We start from the raw sequence: 13,880 nt of genomic DNA, 5'->3' as shown, positions 1-13,880 counted from the left end.
TGTACGACGTCGGCCCGGGCACCCTGAACTACGGCTCTGATCCACGTCACAACCGAGGTCATCGGGCCCGGCCATGGGACGATCACCTATCTGCCCACCCTTCCTGAGACCTGCCTCGCTGCTCTCCAGGGTGCCGTCGAACGGGTTCGACCCGTCGGGCATCCTTGGGGTGGGCCAGCGAGACGGTAAAGGGAGCTGTGGTGGACGAGCGCGCGCAGGATTCGCGTGAGGTGGAGACATCCGGGATGTCTCCACAGCTGCGGCTGGATGCACTGCTGGAGGACCTGCAGCAGCAGGTGACGCAGGCTCAGGGGGCCCGGGACCGGGTCCACACGCTGCTGGACGCGGTGCTGGCGGTCGGCTCCGACCTGGACCTGGAGGTGGTGCTGCGCCGCATCGTGGAGTCGGCGGTCACCCTGGTCGACGCCCGATACGGGGCACTCGGCGTCCTGGGCGAGGAAGGCACGATCAAGCAGTTCGTCACGGTCGGCATCGACGAGGAGGCCATCGCCCGGATCGGGCACTACCCGCGCGGCGAGGGCATCCTCGGGCAGCTCATCCGTCACCCGGAACCACTGCGCCTGGCGAACCTGGCCCAGCATCCGGCGTCTGTCGGCTTCCCCTCCGGGCATCCGCCGATGACCAGCTTCCTCGGCGCCCCCATCCGGGTCCGCGACCAGGTCTTCGGAAACCTGTACCTGACCAACAAACAGAGCGGAGCGGAGTTCGACACCGACGACGAGGCGGTGCTGCGGACCCTGGCCGCGGCGGCCGGTGTGGCGATCGACAACGCCCGGCTGTACGAGGATGCGGACCGCCGACAGCGGTGGCTGGCGGCCAGCAACGAGCTGACGCGTAGCCTGCTGTCCGGTGTGGAGCCCGCCGCGGTGCTGGAGTCTGTCACGGCCACCGTGCGGGAGATGGCCGGTGCGGACCTGGTCACCTTGGGGGTGCCGGTCGGTGACCGCGGCGAGTTGGTCATCGAGGCCGCCTCGGGAGCGTTGGCCGAGGAGGTCCGCGGGCTGGTGCTGCCCGCCGCGGCGCTGGCTGCGAAGGTCTTCACGTCCGGGGAGAGGATCGTCAGTGATGCCGTGAGCGCCGACCCGCGCGCCGAGGGCGGCAGCGCCTCGGTGGTGGAGCTGGGGCCGGCGTTCTTCGTACCGCTCGGCACCCGGGAGCACGTCCGCGGGGTGCTGCAGGTGGCGAACGTACCGGGCAGCGCTTTCTTCACGGACGCCGTTGTCGACATGGTCACCGGGTTCGGCAACCAGGCTGCGTTGGCCTTGGACGTCGCTGAGCACCGGCGGGACACGGAGCGCATGCTCGTGCTCAATGACCGCGACAGGATTGCCCGAGACCTGCATGACCTGGTCATCCAGCGGCTGTTCGCCGGCGCGCTGTCGTTGCAGTCCACGCTGGGCCGAGTGACCGACCGACCGCAGGTCGGCGAGCGGATCCAGCGGGTTGTGAACGACCTGGATGACACCATCAAGATCATCCGTTCCACCATCTACGGCCTGCGCGAGCACGATCAGACCCGTCCCGGCAGCGGGCTGCGCGCCCAGCTGGTGGCGGCCACTGAATGGGCCACCGAATCGCTTGCCTTTGCCCCGGCTCTACGCATGACCGGGTTGCTGGACACGGCCGTGTCCGCCGAACAGGCCGAACAGTTGCTGGCCGTGCTCGGCGAGGCCCTGTCCAACGCCGCTCGGCACGCACACGCCACCACCGTCGACGTCAGCGTCGATGTCACCGGCGCCGCCCTGCAGCTGCGCGTGGCCGACAACGGCCGCGGGATCGACCCGGCGGTCACCCGCCGCAGCGGCCTGGCCAACCTCTGCAGGCGCGCGGAGGAGATGGGCGGCACGTTCAGCCTGTCTTCGAACGACCCGAGTGGCACCGTCATCGAGTGGGTCGTCCCGCTGGGTGTGTAACTTTTCCGTGGATGTCGCTTCGACGTGAGTTCAGGAATCACCTGCCTCGGTTCCGCGTGATCAATGTCGGTGATGAGAACTGATGTCCCCGGTTTGGAGCGCAGGGTTCGTGGAGCTCATCGCGAGCCTGCGGTTCGGAAAAGAGCCCGCGACACTTCAGTACCCGGGGGACCACGAACGGGCGCACCACCTTGCCGTGCAATCAGCGGTCCCGGTAGAAGTCGTCCGCCTGCCGGCCGCCTGCGGCCCAGGGAGCCGGCCACGACCGGCAGCGCCACCAGCAGCGACTGGTGGAACGAAGACCGGTCGAGGGAGTCCTTGAAGCGCGGACCGAGCGGGCTGAGCAGCGCCCATGCCCAGAAGTTGACGGCGAAACCGATGGTGGCCAGGGCCGGCATCAGCCATGCCTGGCCGGGCACCGGCCGCGCCCGAGGCCGGCCTCTCGCTCTCCGTCGTCGTCGGCTGGTTCATGTTGTCCGCCCCTTCCCTCTCCCGTTGGTTCGGTGGCGCGGGGGCGCATGGGAACCACAGGTTCGCTGCCCCACAGATCGGACGCCTCGCAGCCACTGTCCGCATCCGGACGCCCGAGCGGCATGGGCCATGGGTCCCTACGGCCGGGCAAAGGGCCCTCAAGGTCGGATCCGACCGCCCGCACCTCCTCGGATCCGTGCTCCGGATCGCCCGCGCGACTCCTGAGGCCGCGCGGCCGCACCCCGCTCCTGCCGGGACACAACAAAAGAGGGCCGACCGGCCCTACCCCCTTCCCGGCGCCCACAGGGAGGATGACCTGATGTCCCCGAACGACGCCTTTCGCGCCCTCGACCGGCAGGAGTGCCTGCGCCTCCTGGCCAAGGTGCCGGTCGGCCGTGTGGTCTACACCCGACAGGCACTGCCCGCGGTCCTCCCCATCAACTTCTCCCTGGACACGGACGCCTCCGTCCTGCTGTGCACATCGCCGGACTCGGACCTCGTACACGCCATCGACGGCGTCGTAGTCGCCTTCGAGGCGGACGAGTTCGACGCGGCAACCCGGTCCGGCTGGAGCGTGGTCGTCACCGGACGGGCCACCGTGTTGACCGATCCCGCTGAGCACGAGCGGCTGTCGCAGACCGGCCCCAGCTCCTGGATGCCCCTGCGGGACGCGGTGTTCGTACGGATCGAGTCCGAGATGGTCACCGGACGCGAGCTCAGGGGAGCGCTTGGCACGTAGTGAGGCGCAGCCCGCAGCGACCGCGGGCGCTGACTCCGGCCGCGCGGACACAGGCGGGTGCCGGCGGCGCGGAGTCACTCCGTCGGCCCGGTACCCATATGACCGACCGCCGACTGCGGCCCTGTGAGGGAACCAGGTCGTGGGACGTCCGCAGCAGGCCACCTGGGCATGGCGTTCGAAGCGCAGGGCGGACATCCGTGGCGCGGGTAGCGCACCGGTGAGTCCCGCACCGGTGTCCGCCCGGATGCTTCCCGCGGACCCATGGCTGTGATCATCACCGGTAGCGCCACGGTCTGAACGGTCTGGCGGCGGAGCGCGAAACGGCTGTCACGGACAGTCCGCGCCCCTGGGCAACAGCAGCGGACACCATGTTCTTACGGATCGAGGCGGAGCTCGTCACCCGGCGCGAGCTCGGGGCTGCCTGCGGCGCAGGCTGACGGGCCGTCCTTGCGGCGGACAGCTGCGGCCCTGTCCGCCGTGTTCCTTGGACGGCGCCGGAAAAGACCGCGTCCTCAGCTCGTTCCGGTAGCGGTTGCGGGCGGTGCTGCGGGACGAACAGCGCAGTGCCCGGGCGCTCGCGGGGTGCGGCCGCCGTCCGGTCCGTAGCCGAATCTGATCAGCATGTGCGGATGGCACCGCTTGTGTCCCGGGAGGGCCGTCGCCGCCCGCAGGTCGGGCCATTCCATGGCCTGGTACAGGAGTGACGTGCGCAGCCCGTGGGCGGTGGCCGTGAGCAGGACGTACTGCAGGGCCTGGCCCGCCCGCAGCCAATCCTCCCGCCGGTCGTGGGACATCCACAGCAGGGCCATCTGAACGTGGCGTTCGAACCAGAGGGCGGGCAGACGGAAGGCGGGCAGCGCACCGGTGAAGTCCCGCACCGGCATCCGCGCGGCCGCGTCGGGCGGCCCGAGGGCGGTGACGGGCATCCCGTAGCGGGTGTCTGCTCCCGGGGCGGTGATCCAGGTTCGGGTTTCGGCGGTGCGCTCCGGGTGAGCGTGGTTGCGTGCTTCGGCTGCGGCGGTCACACGCAGCAGCTTCCGTGTTCCGGCGATGTCCGGCACGTGCAGGCGTGCGCCGGCGGCGCACGCGGCCGCCGTCATCTCCGCCACGATCGGCTCAGGCACCGGTCGGCCGGTGAACGGCATCCGGCTGGTGTGCCGCCGCGCGATGGCCTCATAGAGGCCAGGGTCCGACGGCTGGTCGTCCGCGCCGAGTCGACCGGTCAGTCGTACGGTGGCCAGCAGCCCTGGTTCGTGCGGATCCGGCAGCAGTCTCACCTCCGGCCGCCGGCCCTGGTGGACGGCGGCGAGCCGGAGGTTGAAGACCGCGGCGCCCACGGACAGATACTGGGCGCGGTGCATCGGGTCGGTCAGCGGCAGTGTTCGCTCCGGCGCCGAACGGACCTCCAATGCCTGGCTGTCGGGATCCAGGCGGAAGCGCCAGGGCTGTGTGTTGTGGATCGACGGGGCTGCCACGGCCGCCGTCAGGAGCGACTCCACGGTGGCGGCGTCCAGCGGGGCTCGGGTACGCATGATGTCTCCTCTTCTCTTCGTCGTGGCCACGGGTCAGGTGGCGGGCAGGGCGGTGGCCGGCAGGACGACGCCGAGCGAGCCGACGAGGGAGGCGACCGCCAGGATCCGGGCAGGTTCAAAGTGGCCCTTGGCGTGGGCGATGCCGTGGCCGCCCGCGGCGAGCATCAGGCGGCGGACGCCGCACCCGGCGCGTTCCGGCGTCAAGGCCCAACTCGGCCGATCGCTTGCGCAGTTCCCGGTACAGCGGCCCGAGTCCGAGCACGGCCACGTGGTCGTCGCCGCTGTTCGCGAGCACTTGGCGCTGCAGGGCGACGCGGCGGAAGTGGTGGGCTTCGGTGGTCTTGGCGGGCACCGCCAGGCCGACGTCGTGGACGAAGTTGAGGACGTCCTCGACCTCGGCGGGGGTCAGTGCGCCGAGGGTGCGGCCGCGGCCGGTGGGCACCAGGAAGAAGGCACTCCACAGCATCGCCCCGTGCTCGGCGACCAGGCGGACGATGTCGGGGAGGTCGTACAGGTTGTGCCGGGCGACCGTCGTGTTGATCTGCACCTTCATGCCGAGGCAACGCGCTGTGTCCCAGGCGTCCAGGGTCCAGCGGAACACCCCGGGCACCCCGCGGAAGGCGTCGTGCAGTTCGGCGGTGGAGCCGTCCAGGCGGAGCGAGAGCCCGGACGCGCCCGCAGCGTGCACGGCGCGCAATCGCTCATCGGTGAGCGTCGGGGTGCCAGAGGGGGAGACAGCAACCCGGACCCCGACTTTCCTGCCGTGCGCGATGAGGTCGGTCAGGTCGGGGCGCTGGAACGGGTCACCGCCAGTGATCACGAACAGCGGGGCGGGCTGCCCGAAGCCGGCCACCTGGCGCAACAGGTCCTGCGCGGCAGCGGTGTCCAGCTCCCGCGGGTCGCGGTCGTCGGCCGCCGCGCTCGCCGGGGTGGACGCGGCGCGCAGGGCGTCGACGAGCGCGGTGAGCCAGCGGTGCGGGAGCCTCCCGATGCGCCTGTGGACCATGGTCCGGGCGGCCTCGACGACGGTGTCCTCGGCGTGCACGGTGACGGGTGGTTCGGTCATCAGCTGACCGGCGGTGCGAGCCGTCGCCCTCACGCCCTGCCGCCTGGCGCTTCGCGTCGGTGCCGCGAACCGGATGCGATTCTTCGGCTCGTACGGGTCGGGTGTCTCCGCTTGCCGGGCCATCAAGTCGGTCTCGGAGATGACGCCGATGACCTTCTCGTCCTCGTCGACCACCGGCAGTCCGCTGATGTCGTGGTCGGCGAGCAGTCGGGGGTCCTGGGCAGGGCGCTGTCGGACGGATAGGACGGCACGCCGAGGATGTGGCTGGAGTTCGGGTTCACCGCGAAAATGCGGCGCGTGCATCCGCCCGCCTTCAGGTGGTGCAGGATCGCCCGACCGACCGAGCCGGGTTTGCGTCCAGCTCCGACGACGGCAACGACCTCCGGGCGCAGCAGCGGCTCGAGGCCGGACACGTCGGTGCCCCGGCCCCTGGAGCCGTAGTGACGCGCCTCGCAGGGTGGCTCGTCGGCCGCCCGGCCGACGGCCCGCGTGCTGGGCTCCGAGCCGTCGACACCGACGACGATCGGGAGGTCCATCGTCCTCACCGTCCCGCGCCGAGGTCGAAGACGACCCGGGCCTTGATCTCGCCGCGCAACACCGCGTCGATCGACTCGTTCACGGAGGCGAGCGGACGGGTCTCGTAGATGACCTTCGTACGGCCGGCCGCGTGGAGCTGGAAGACCTCGGCGAGGTCCTGTCGTGTGCCGACGATGGAGCCGATCACCGAGGTGCCGTTCAGGACGGTGTCGAAGATGGGGACCTGGATGGTGCCGTGTGCGGGCAGGGCCACCATCACGAGCTTGCCGCCGCGCCGCAGACCGGAGTTGACGGCCTCGAACGCGGCCGGGTTCACCGCGAGGGCGATCGCCGCGTGGGCACCGCCGTGCTCCTTCAGCTCCTTGCCGGCATCCTGCTTGCGGGCGTCAATGACGATGTCGGCGCCGAGCTCGGTGGCGAGCTGGAGCTTGTCGTCGGTGACGTCGATCGCGGCGACCGTAGCGCCTGCGATCTTGGCGTACTGCAGGGCGAGGTGGCCCAGGCCACCGACGCCGGAGATCGCGACCAACTGCGCGGGCTTGACGTCGGCGACCTTCAGAGCCTTGTAGGAGGTGACGCCGGCGCAGGCCAGCGGGGCGGCCTCGAAGGCGGTGACGCCCTCGGGCACAGGCTGGGCGAAGTCGGCCCAGGCCAGCATCTTCTCGGCGTACCCTCCGTCGCAGCCGAAACCGGTGTTGACCTGCTGCTCGCACAGCGTCTCCCAGCCGGACAGGCAGTGCTCGCACCGCCCGCACGCCCGGCCCAGCCACGGCACGGCAACCCGCTGACCGGCGCTCAGATGCGTGACGCCCTCACCGAGCTTCTCGACGAGGCCGACGCCCTCGTGGCCGGGGACGAACGGCGGGGTGGGCTTGACGGGCCAGTCACCGTGCGCGGCGTGAATGTCGGTGTGGCACAGCCCGGAGGCCTCGACACGGACGCGGACCTGGCCGGGACCGGGCTCGGGGTCGGGGCGCTCCTCGATGACCAGGGGCTCGCCGAAGGCTCGTACGACTGCTGCCTTCATGGTCTCTTCTCTCTTTCTGCAGTGGCGCGTCAGTCGTGTGCGACGACGGCGACGGGGGCGGTGGCGTGATGCAGGACGGCGTGGGTGACGGTGCCGATGTGGGCGCCGACGGAGGAGCGGCGGATGCGTCGGCCGACGACGACCAGAGAGGCCTCTCGAGAGGCGTCGATCAGGAGGTTGGACGGGCTGCCGTAGCGGGACTCCGCCACGACCTCGACGTCGGGGAACTTCTGCCGCCAGGGGCGCAGTTCCTCGGTCAGGACAGTGGATTCGACCCCCGCCAGCTCCCGCTGGACCGCGGCCTCCAGGGCCATGCCGTAGGCGTAGTAGGGCGGCGGGTTCCAGCCGTGCACGACGTGCAGCGGCACGTTCCGGCGCGTGGCGGCGTCGAAGGCGAACCCGATCAGCGCCTCGTCGGGGCTGCCGACGTCGAGTCCGAGGACGACGGGGCGGAAGGGGGCGGCGGTGGACGGGATGCCGGCCTTGTCCATCTCGTGCTCGTCGGTGGCCTGCTCTCCGGCGCGGACCAGGACAACGGGTCGCTCGGTGGACGCCACGGCTGCGAGGCCGACCGAGCCGACCAGGAAGCCGCCGAGTCCGCCCAGGCCGCGAGAGCCGAGGACGAGCAGTTCGGCGTCCTGCGCGGCGCGGGCCAAGGCCTCGGCGGCCCGTCCGCTGACGTGTTCGGTGGTCACCTCGACGCCGGGGTGGCGCAGCCGCAGCCCTTCGGCGGCCTGGCGCGGCACCCTCTCGGTCCAGTGCTGACGGGTCTCGACGCCGAGGAGCGGGGCCTGGGCCATGGGCTCCGGTACCGGTTCCCAGACCTGGACGAGCCTCACCGGTAGTCCGCGCAGCTTCGCCTCGCGGGCAGCCCATTCGGCGGCGGCCCGGCTCTCGGGCGAGCCGTCGAAACCTACGGTAATGGTACGGGACATGATCTCCACCTCCTGGATCGGGGACCCGAAGGGACCCGATTCCAGCATCGTGTTCAGGGGGTCTTTCGAGGCAGGGGCCACTGGTCCTTCAGCCCGGCCGATGGTCCTGTGCAGTGCTTGGTGCGACGGTCCCCGAACAAGCGGCCGTCGCACCGTTGGCTTTCAGCGCAGCCAGGTGTGGTCGCGGACGATCGGGAGCCGCGCCCACAGCCGGCCCAGGCCCCAGGTGGCACCCGCGCCCGCGGCCGCCACGGCGATCAGAGCCACCGCGTAGATGACGTGGTAGTCGGCGAAGGGATTCGTCGACATGCTCGGCGACCCGTCCGACAGGTGCTTGGCCGGCGGCCACTCGGCGATCCACATCAACGCCATCATCGCCGTGCCCGCCACCGCCGCCGGCCGCAGAGCCACGCCGGCCATGAGGGCCACGCCGATGCTGAGCAGGCCCATCATGAACAGCCGGTCCGCCCAGGCGTCACCGGCCCACGAGTGGAACGTCGACTCCATCGGCCCGGCGGCAACGGAACCGAGGAAGCCCCTCGTCGGCGACCCGCCGTCGATCCAGCCCTTGCCGGACTCGGTCGCGTAGCCGAAGCCGAAAGTCTTGTCCAGGAACGCCCACAGGAAGACGAAACCGGTGAGCAGACGCAGGGACGCCAGGGCGTGGGCCCCCACGGCGTGGGTGTCGGCGCGTGCCGACACGGCGATCGCGGAGCCGGTGCGGTTTCTGCGGTAGGACAGGTGGAAACCTGGGCTCCGGTGAGGGTGCTCGTGCACGGCCATGGCGGTGATCCCTTCGGGGATGTCTGGTCCTTGTCCTGACACTCCTCACTCTTGTCGCGGGCGCCGCGCGCCGCCGGATGCCGAAGGTCTGCGGCCGTTGGGCTGAAGGTCCCTTTCTACGGGGCCTGTTGGGGCGAACTCGTTGTGCACGGTACGCGTGGGACCCGGTGGGCATCTCGTGGACCGCGCCCCCCAGCTGGAAGGATGGCGGCGCTCCGGTGGATCCTGAAGGCGAAGGGCGGCTCATGACCGGCGGTTCGGACGGGCACATTCCCGGGTGGCACCGCCTGGTGCCCGGCCTCGCCGAGCTTCTCGGCTATCGGCGTGCGTGGCTGAAGGGCGACCTGCTGGCCGGAGTGACCGTGGCGGCCTACCTCGTGCCGCAGGTCATGGCGTACGCGGGTGTGGCCGGGCTGCCGCCGGTCGCCGGGCTGTGGGCGATCCTGCCGGCCCTGGCGCTGTACACGCTGTTCGGTTCCTCGCGCCTGCTGTCGGTCGGTCCCGAGTCGACGACCGCCATCATGACGGCCGCCGTGGTCGGCCCGCTCGCCGCGGGGAACTCCGGGCGCTACGCCTCGCTGGCGGCCGGCCTCGCGGCCACGGTCGGGCTGTTGTGCCTCGTGGCGCGGACGGTGCGGCTGGGCTTTCTCGCGGACCTGCTCTCCCGCCCCGTCCTGATCGGCTACCTCGCGGGCGTGGCCCTGATCATGATGGTGGACCAGGTGCCCAAACTCACCGGGGTGAGGACGACCAGTTCCGAGTTCTTCCCCCAACTGTGGTCGTACGTCAGCCATCTGGACGAGGCGCACCCGAACACGGTCGTCTTCTCGGCCGCCGCGCTCGCCTTCCTCTTCCTGGTGGCCCGTTACGTCCGTGCGCTGCCCGGGCCGCTGCTCACCATGGTCCTCGGTACGGCGGCCGTGGTGGCCTTCGACCTCGACGACCGGTACGGCATCAAGGTGATCGGCACGGTCCCCTCGGGGCTGCCGGACCTCGCCCTGCCCGACCTGAGCGAGCTGCCGCACCTGGTGCTGCCCGCCCTCGGCGTGCTCCTGGTCGCGTACACCGACTTCATCCTCACCGCACGGGCGTTCACCGACCGCGAGGCAGATGGGCCCGGGCTCGACGCCAACCAGGAGTTCCTCGCCCTGGGCACGGCCAACCTGGGTGCCGCCGCCCTGCACGGCTTCCCGGTGAGCAGCAGCGCCAGCCGCACCGCCCTCGCCTCCTCGGCGGGCGCCCGCAGCCAGGCGTACTCCCTGGTCGCCGGGGCGGCGGTGCTGGCCGTCCTGCTCTTCCTCAGTCCGCTGCTGACCCGCACCCCCGCCGCCGTGCTGGGCGCGCTCGTCGTCTACGCCGCCGTGCGGATGATCGACCTCGCGGGCTTCCGCCGCCTGGCGTCCTTCCGCCGCCGCGAACTGCTGCTCGCGCTCGGCTGCCTGGCCGGGGTGCTCGCCCTGGACATCCTGTACGGCGTGGTCGTGGCTGTGGGCCTGTCGGTGGCCGAGTTGCTGACCCGGGTGGCCCGCCCGCACGACGCGGTGGAGGGGCTGGTGCCCGGCATGGCGGGCATGCACGACGTGGACGACTACCCCCAGGCCCGTACGATCCCCGGTCTGCTGGTCTACCGCTACGACTCGCCGCTGTTCTTCGCCAACGCGGAGGACTTCCGGCGCCGTGCGCTGGCCGCGGTCGCCCAACAGACCGATCCCGTCCGCTGGTTCGTCCTCAACACCGAGGCGAACGTGGAGGTCGACATCACCGCCCTCGACGCGGTCGACGAACTGCGCCGCGAACTGAGCGGCCGCGGCATCGTGTTCGCCCTCGCCCGGGTCAAGCAGGACCTGCTGGACGACCTGAATGCGTACGGTCTCGCGGGCTCGGTCGGGACGGATCTCATCTTCCCGACGCTGCCGACGGCGGTTGCCGCCTACCGTCGGTGGCTCGAGGCCCGGTCCGGCTGACTCCGGTCGCAGGTCGGCCGCCCGTTGGGTTCGGACGGATCAGCGTGCCCGGCCTGCCGTGAACGATCTCGTACGCCGCGTCCAGAGCACCGATCGCGGCCGGGCCTCCGGTGCGCTCGACGAACCGGGCCGCTGTCTCGGCCTTGGGCTCCATGGAGCCGTCGGGAAAGCCGCCGCGGCGCATCTCGTCGTCACGGCCGACCGAGAGGACCGCTTCCAGCAGACTGTGCACGCGGTCGCGGGTGCCACGGGCCGCGTCCAGGCGGGCCTGCAACTCCTCCAGCAGCTGCTGCGGCAGCCGGACCCGGGCACCCTCGGGGCCTCTCGCCGGCGATTCTTCCAAAGCCCCTCACCCTGCCGACGGCCGATCATCCTCGTCGGGGCCACGTTGTCGGCCCGCGGCAGACGGCGGTATGAGAGCGGTATGAGATCGGACTCACTGCCAGGGGAGGAAGGCATGCCAGGCGGTGCGGGCAGCGGCGATTACAGGTCCTTCCGGCCCGGGACTTCAGCGCCCTTCCTGCCTCTGCCGGTCCTGGACCTGGGTGGCTATGACCGCGGCCTGGATACGGCGCTCCACGCCGAGTTTGGCGAGCAGGCGGGAGATGTGGTTCTTCACCGTCTTCTCGGCGAGGTACAGCCGCTGGCCGATCTGGCGGTTGGTGAGGCCCTCGCCGATCAGGGCGAGGATCTCACGCTCCCGCTCGGTCAGACCGAGCAGGGCGTCCTGCTCTTCTTCCTGCTGCCGCCCGCTCCGAAGACGGGCCATCAGCCTGGTGGTGGCGCTCGGATCCAGCAGGGACTGGCCGCGGGCCACGGTGCGTACCGCGGACACCAGGTCCGATCCTTGGATCTGCTTCAGAACGTATCCGGACGCACCCGCCATGATCGAGTCCAGCAGCGCCTCCTCGTCGTCGAAGGAGGTCAGCATCAGGCAGGCCAGCTCCGGCATGCGCGAGCGCAGCTCCCGGCACACGGTCACGCCGTCACCGTCGGGCAGCCGGACGTCCAGGACCGCCACCTGCGGGCGCAGTGCGGGGACGCGCACCAGGGCCTGCTCCACGGTGCCGGCCTCGCCGATCACATCGATGTCCGGCTCGTCGTTCAGCAGGTCGCGCACTCCACGTCGTACCACCTCGTGGTCGTCCAGCAGGAAGACCCGGATCGGGCTGTCGGGGCCGGGCTGCTTGCTGTCCGCCATCACTTGCTCCCTGGTTCCGCGTCACTCGTCGATGTCCACTTGGGCCGTATCGGTCTCCGTACCGGCATCGTTTCCGGGTCCGGGCCGAGGGACCAGGGCCGGTCGGCCCTGTTCCCGCAGAGTCTCCCCCGGCCAGAAGCAGTGGTGCCGTGCGGGGACGAACTGGCGGACCGGACACGTCCACGTCGAGGACCACGCCCCCTGGCGGCTCCCGGCAGCCGGTCGGACCCACACTGCCGAAGGGCGAGTCCGGCGGCCCTGGAGAGGGAGGCCCTATGGCCCCGTTCCTGGGGCCTGACAGCCCTGGGCCCACGCCGGTCCTCGCAGAAGTCTGAAGCCGCTGCCCAACGATCGAAGGAGCGGAGCAGATGACTGCAAAGGACACCGGCACCCACGTCACCTCCACCGTCGCAGTACAGGTGCGAGCGGAAGGCGATGTGGACGAAGAGGCGCTCGCGTACGTTCGGACCAAGGTCGACAAGGCTTTCAACCGGCCCGGAGTTCCAGACGTCAGCGGCAAGGTGAGGATCGCGAAGGCGGCGGCGCACCACGTCGAGCAGCCCTGGTCTGCCGGGGCCGAGCTCGTTGTGGGGAACACTCTTGTGGTCGTGCACGCCCAGGAGGCGACGGCACATGAACTGGCGGACCGGTTGCAGGACCGCCTCCGCAGCCAGATGACTCGGGTCCTGCACCGCAAGGAGGCGGCCCGCAGGTCGGCCACTCCCCCACCGTGGCGTGGTGGCCAGGCCATCAGCGGGCGGGATTAGAGTCTCCCGGCCCTCCGGTGCGAGGCGGGTCGGTCCCCTACCGGGTACGTCTGGGCCCTGCGCCGCGGCGCAGGGTGGCTGCGAGGCTGAAGGGGCGGCGAGGCGGCCGGCAGGTGCCTCGAGGCAGAGGCACTGTCACCCGGCGGGGAGCAAGGCCTGCCCGCCTCCCGCTCGCACCGTGAAGGAGGGAAGCGCCATGAAGACGCGCGCCGTCGGCGAAGTCATGACCAGCGAGGTCGTCTGCGCAAGCCGGCAGACGCCGTTGGACGTCGTGGTGCGGTTGCTGGATCGGCACCGTATCCGCGCACTGCCGGTCGTCGACCACGATGACAAGGTGGTCGGGGTGGTCTCCTGCGCCGATCTCGCACACGGCTCTGCGGCCACGGCCGCGGGAGAGCTGATGACGACCCCGGCGGTCACCATCCATCCGGAGCAACGGGTCTCGGATGCCGCACGACTGATGGAACGTCAGGGCGTCGACCGCCTGCCCGTGGTGGATGAGGAGGACCGCCTCATCGGTATCGCCACCCGCCGCGACCTGCTGCGGGTCTTCCTGCGTACGGACGAGGAGATCCGTCAGCAGGTGGTGGAGGAGGTCCTGGTCAGCGCGCTGGGCCTGCCACCCGGCGCCGTCGCCGTTTCCGTCCGGGACGGCATGGTCGTGCTGGAGGGACGCCTTCACCACCGTAGTGACGTCCCTCTGGCCGTTCGGTCGACCTGGCGTTTGGAAGGCGTCGTCGGTGTGGTCAGCAGGCTCGGGTTCGACATCGACGACTGCCGCCCTGCGCAGCCGACCGCGCACTGAATCGTCCTGAACCGGCCACCCGAGCGGCGCAGATCACGCCGCGAAGAGCCCTGTGGCCGACCTCTTGTCCGAACGGCTCCCCCAGCCTGTCCGGAGCGGTACCGGTCAGCCCCCGGAAG

11 protein-coding genes and 4 pseudogenes are annotated in these 13,880 nt (G+C 70.9%); 5 read left to right on the top strand and 10 right to left on the bottom strand.

Features of this window, described 5'->3' with window-relative positions:
* Nucleotides 1-245 precede the first annotated feature (245 nt).
* Nucleotides 246-1,934 (top strand): sensor histidine kinase, encoded by a 1,689-nt coding sequence (locus tag IEZ15_RS28445; protein ID WP_189279963.1) that lies wholly within the window; start codon nucleotides 246-248, stop codon nucleotides 1,932-1,934.
* A 242-nt stretch (nucleotides 1,935-2,176) separates the two neighbouring features.
* Here IEZ15_RS28445 and IEZ15_RS45130 read toward each other — a convergent pair.
* Nucleotides 2,177-2,332, bottom strand: a pseudogene (locus tag IEZ15_RS45130) (MFS transporter); the annotation flags it as partial.
* Nucleotides 2,333-2,724: 392 nt separating this feature from the next.
* On the opposite strand from IEZ15_RS45130, the gene IEZ15_RS28440 reads away from it, so the two are divergent.
* A complete protein-coding gene (locus IEZ15_RS28440) occupies nucleotides 2,725-3,144 on the top strand; it encodes a pyridoxamine 5'-phosphate oxidase family protein (protein ID WP_114247967.1) in 420 nt (139 codons plus the stop codon).
* A 512-nt stretch (nucleotides 3,145-3,656) separates the two neighbouring features.
* Here IEZ15_RS28440 and IEZ15_RS28435 read toward each other — a convergent pair.
* The 7 genes and pseudogenes from IEZ15_RS28435 to IEZ15_RS28410 all read right to left on the bottom strand — a co-directional run bounded on the left by IEZ15_RS28435 (nucleotide 3,657) and on the right by IEZ15_RS28410 (nucleotide 9,024).
* Nucleotides 3,657-4,676 (bottom strand): Acg family FMN-binding oxidoreductase, encoded by a 1,020-nt coding sequence (locus tag IEZ15_RS28435; RefSeq protein ID WP_189279962.1) that lies wholly within the window; start codon nucleotides 4,674-4,676, stop codon nucleotides 3,657-3,659.
* Nucleotides 4,677-4,791: 115 nt separating this feature from the next.
* Nucleotides 4,792-5,667, bottom strand: a complete 876-nt coding sequence (locus IEZ15_RS46810; protein ID WP_373302630.1) for a radical SAM protein — start codon at nucleotides 5,665-5,667, stop codon at nucleotides 4,792-4,794.
* Nucleotides 5,653-5,949, bottom strand: a pseudogene (locus tag IEZ15_RS47235) (CBS domain-containing protein); the annotation flags it as partial. The pseudogene IEZ15_RS47235 and the gene IEZ15_RS46810, both read right to left, overlap by 15 nt.
* Nucleotides 5,949-6,176 (bottom strand): annotated as a pseudogene (locus IEZ15_RS45120) (CoA-binding protein); the annotation flags it as partial. The pseudogenes IEZ15_RS45120 and IEZ15_RS47235, both read right to left, overlap by 1 nt.
* A gap of 107 nt (nucleotides 6,177-6,283) precedes the next feature.
* Complete coding sequence (locus tag IEZ15_RS28420; RefSeq protein WP_189279959.1) at nucleotides 6,284-7,306, bottom strand: zinc-dependent alcohol dehydrogenase; 1,023 nt, start codon at nucleotides 7,304-7,306, stop codon at nucleotides 6,284-6,286.
* A gap of 29 nt (nucleotides 7,307-7,335) precedes the next feature.
* The gene (locus tag IEZ15_RS28415; RefSeq protein ID WP_189279958.1) at nucleotides 7,336-8,241 is read right to left on the bottom strand and encodes a universal stress protein; all 906 of its coding nucleotides are present in this window, start codon (nucleotides 8,239-8,241) and stop codon (nucleotides 7,336-7,338) included.
* Nucleotides 8,242-8,403: 162 nt separating this feature from the next.
* Nucleotides 8,404-9,024 carry a hypothetical protein gene (locus tag IEZ15_RS28410; protein WP_189279957.1) on the bottom strand — a complete coding sequence of 207 codons (621 nt, stop codon included), beginning with the start codon at nucleotides 9,022-9,024 and terminating at the stop codon, nucleotides 8,404-8,406.
* A gap of 245 nt (nucleotides 9,025-9,269) precedes the next feature.
* On the opposite strand from IEZ15_RS28410, the gene IEZ15_RS28405 reads away from it, so the two are divergent.
* Nucleotides 9,270-10,988 carry a SulP family inorganic anion transporter gene (locus IEZ15_RS28405; RefSeq protein WP_189279956.1) on the top strand — a complete coding sequence of 573 codons (1,719 nt, stop codon included), beginning with the start codon at nucleotides 9,270-9,272 and terminating at the stop codon, nucleotides 10,986-10,988.
* 16 nt (nucleotides 10,989-11,004) lie between these two features.
* Here the strand turns inward: IEZ15_RS28405 and IEZ15_RS28400 are convergent.
* Both IEZ15_RS28400 and IEZ15_RS28395 read right to left on the bottom strand, forming a co-directional pair.
* Nucleotides 11,005-11,175 (bottom strand): annotated as a pseudogene (locus tag IEZ15_RS28400) (carbamate kinase); the annotation flags it as partial.
* 321 nt (nucleotides 11,176-11,496) lie between these two features.
* Nucleotides 11,497-12,189 carry a response regulator gene (locus tag IEZ15_RS28395; protein WP_189279955.1) on the bottom strand — a complete coding sequence of 231 codons (693 nt, stop codon included), beginning with the start codon at nucleotides 12,187-12,189 and terminating at the stop codon, nucleotides 11,497-11,499.
* A gap of 368 nt (nucleotides 12,190-12,557) precedes the next feature.
* Between IEZ15_RS28395 and IEZ15_RS28390 the strand changes: the two genes are divergently transcribed.
* Entirely contained in the window at nucleotides 12,558-12,956 is a 399-nt protein-coding gene (locus IEZ15_RS28390) for a hypothetical protein (protein WP_189279954.1), read from the top strand.
* A 196-nt stretch (nucleotides 12,957-13,152) separates the two neighbouring features.
* Entirely contained in the window at nucleotides 13,153-13,761 is a 609-nt protein-coding gene (locus IEZ15_RS28385) for a CBS domain-containing protein (RefSeq protein WP_189279953.1), read from the top strand.
* Nucleotides 13,762-13,880 lie beyond the last annotated feature (119 nt).

It is taken from the genome of Streptomyces atratus (genome assembly GCF_014648655.1).
Taxonomy (GTDB): domain Bacteria; phylum Actinomycetota; class Actinomycetes; order Streptomycetales; family Streptomycetaceae; genus Streptomyces; species Streptomyces atratus.
The sequence above is the reverse complement of the archived record's forward strand: the minus strand, read 5'-3'. Positions and strand labels throughout refer to the sequence as shown.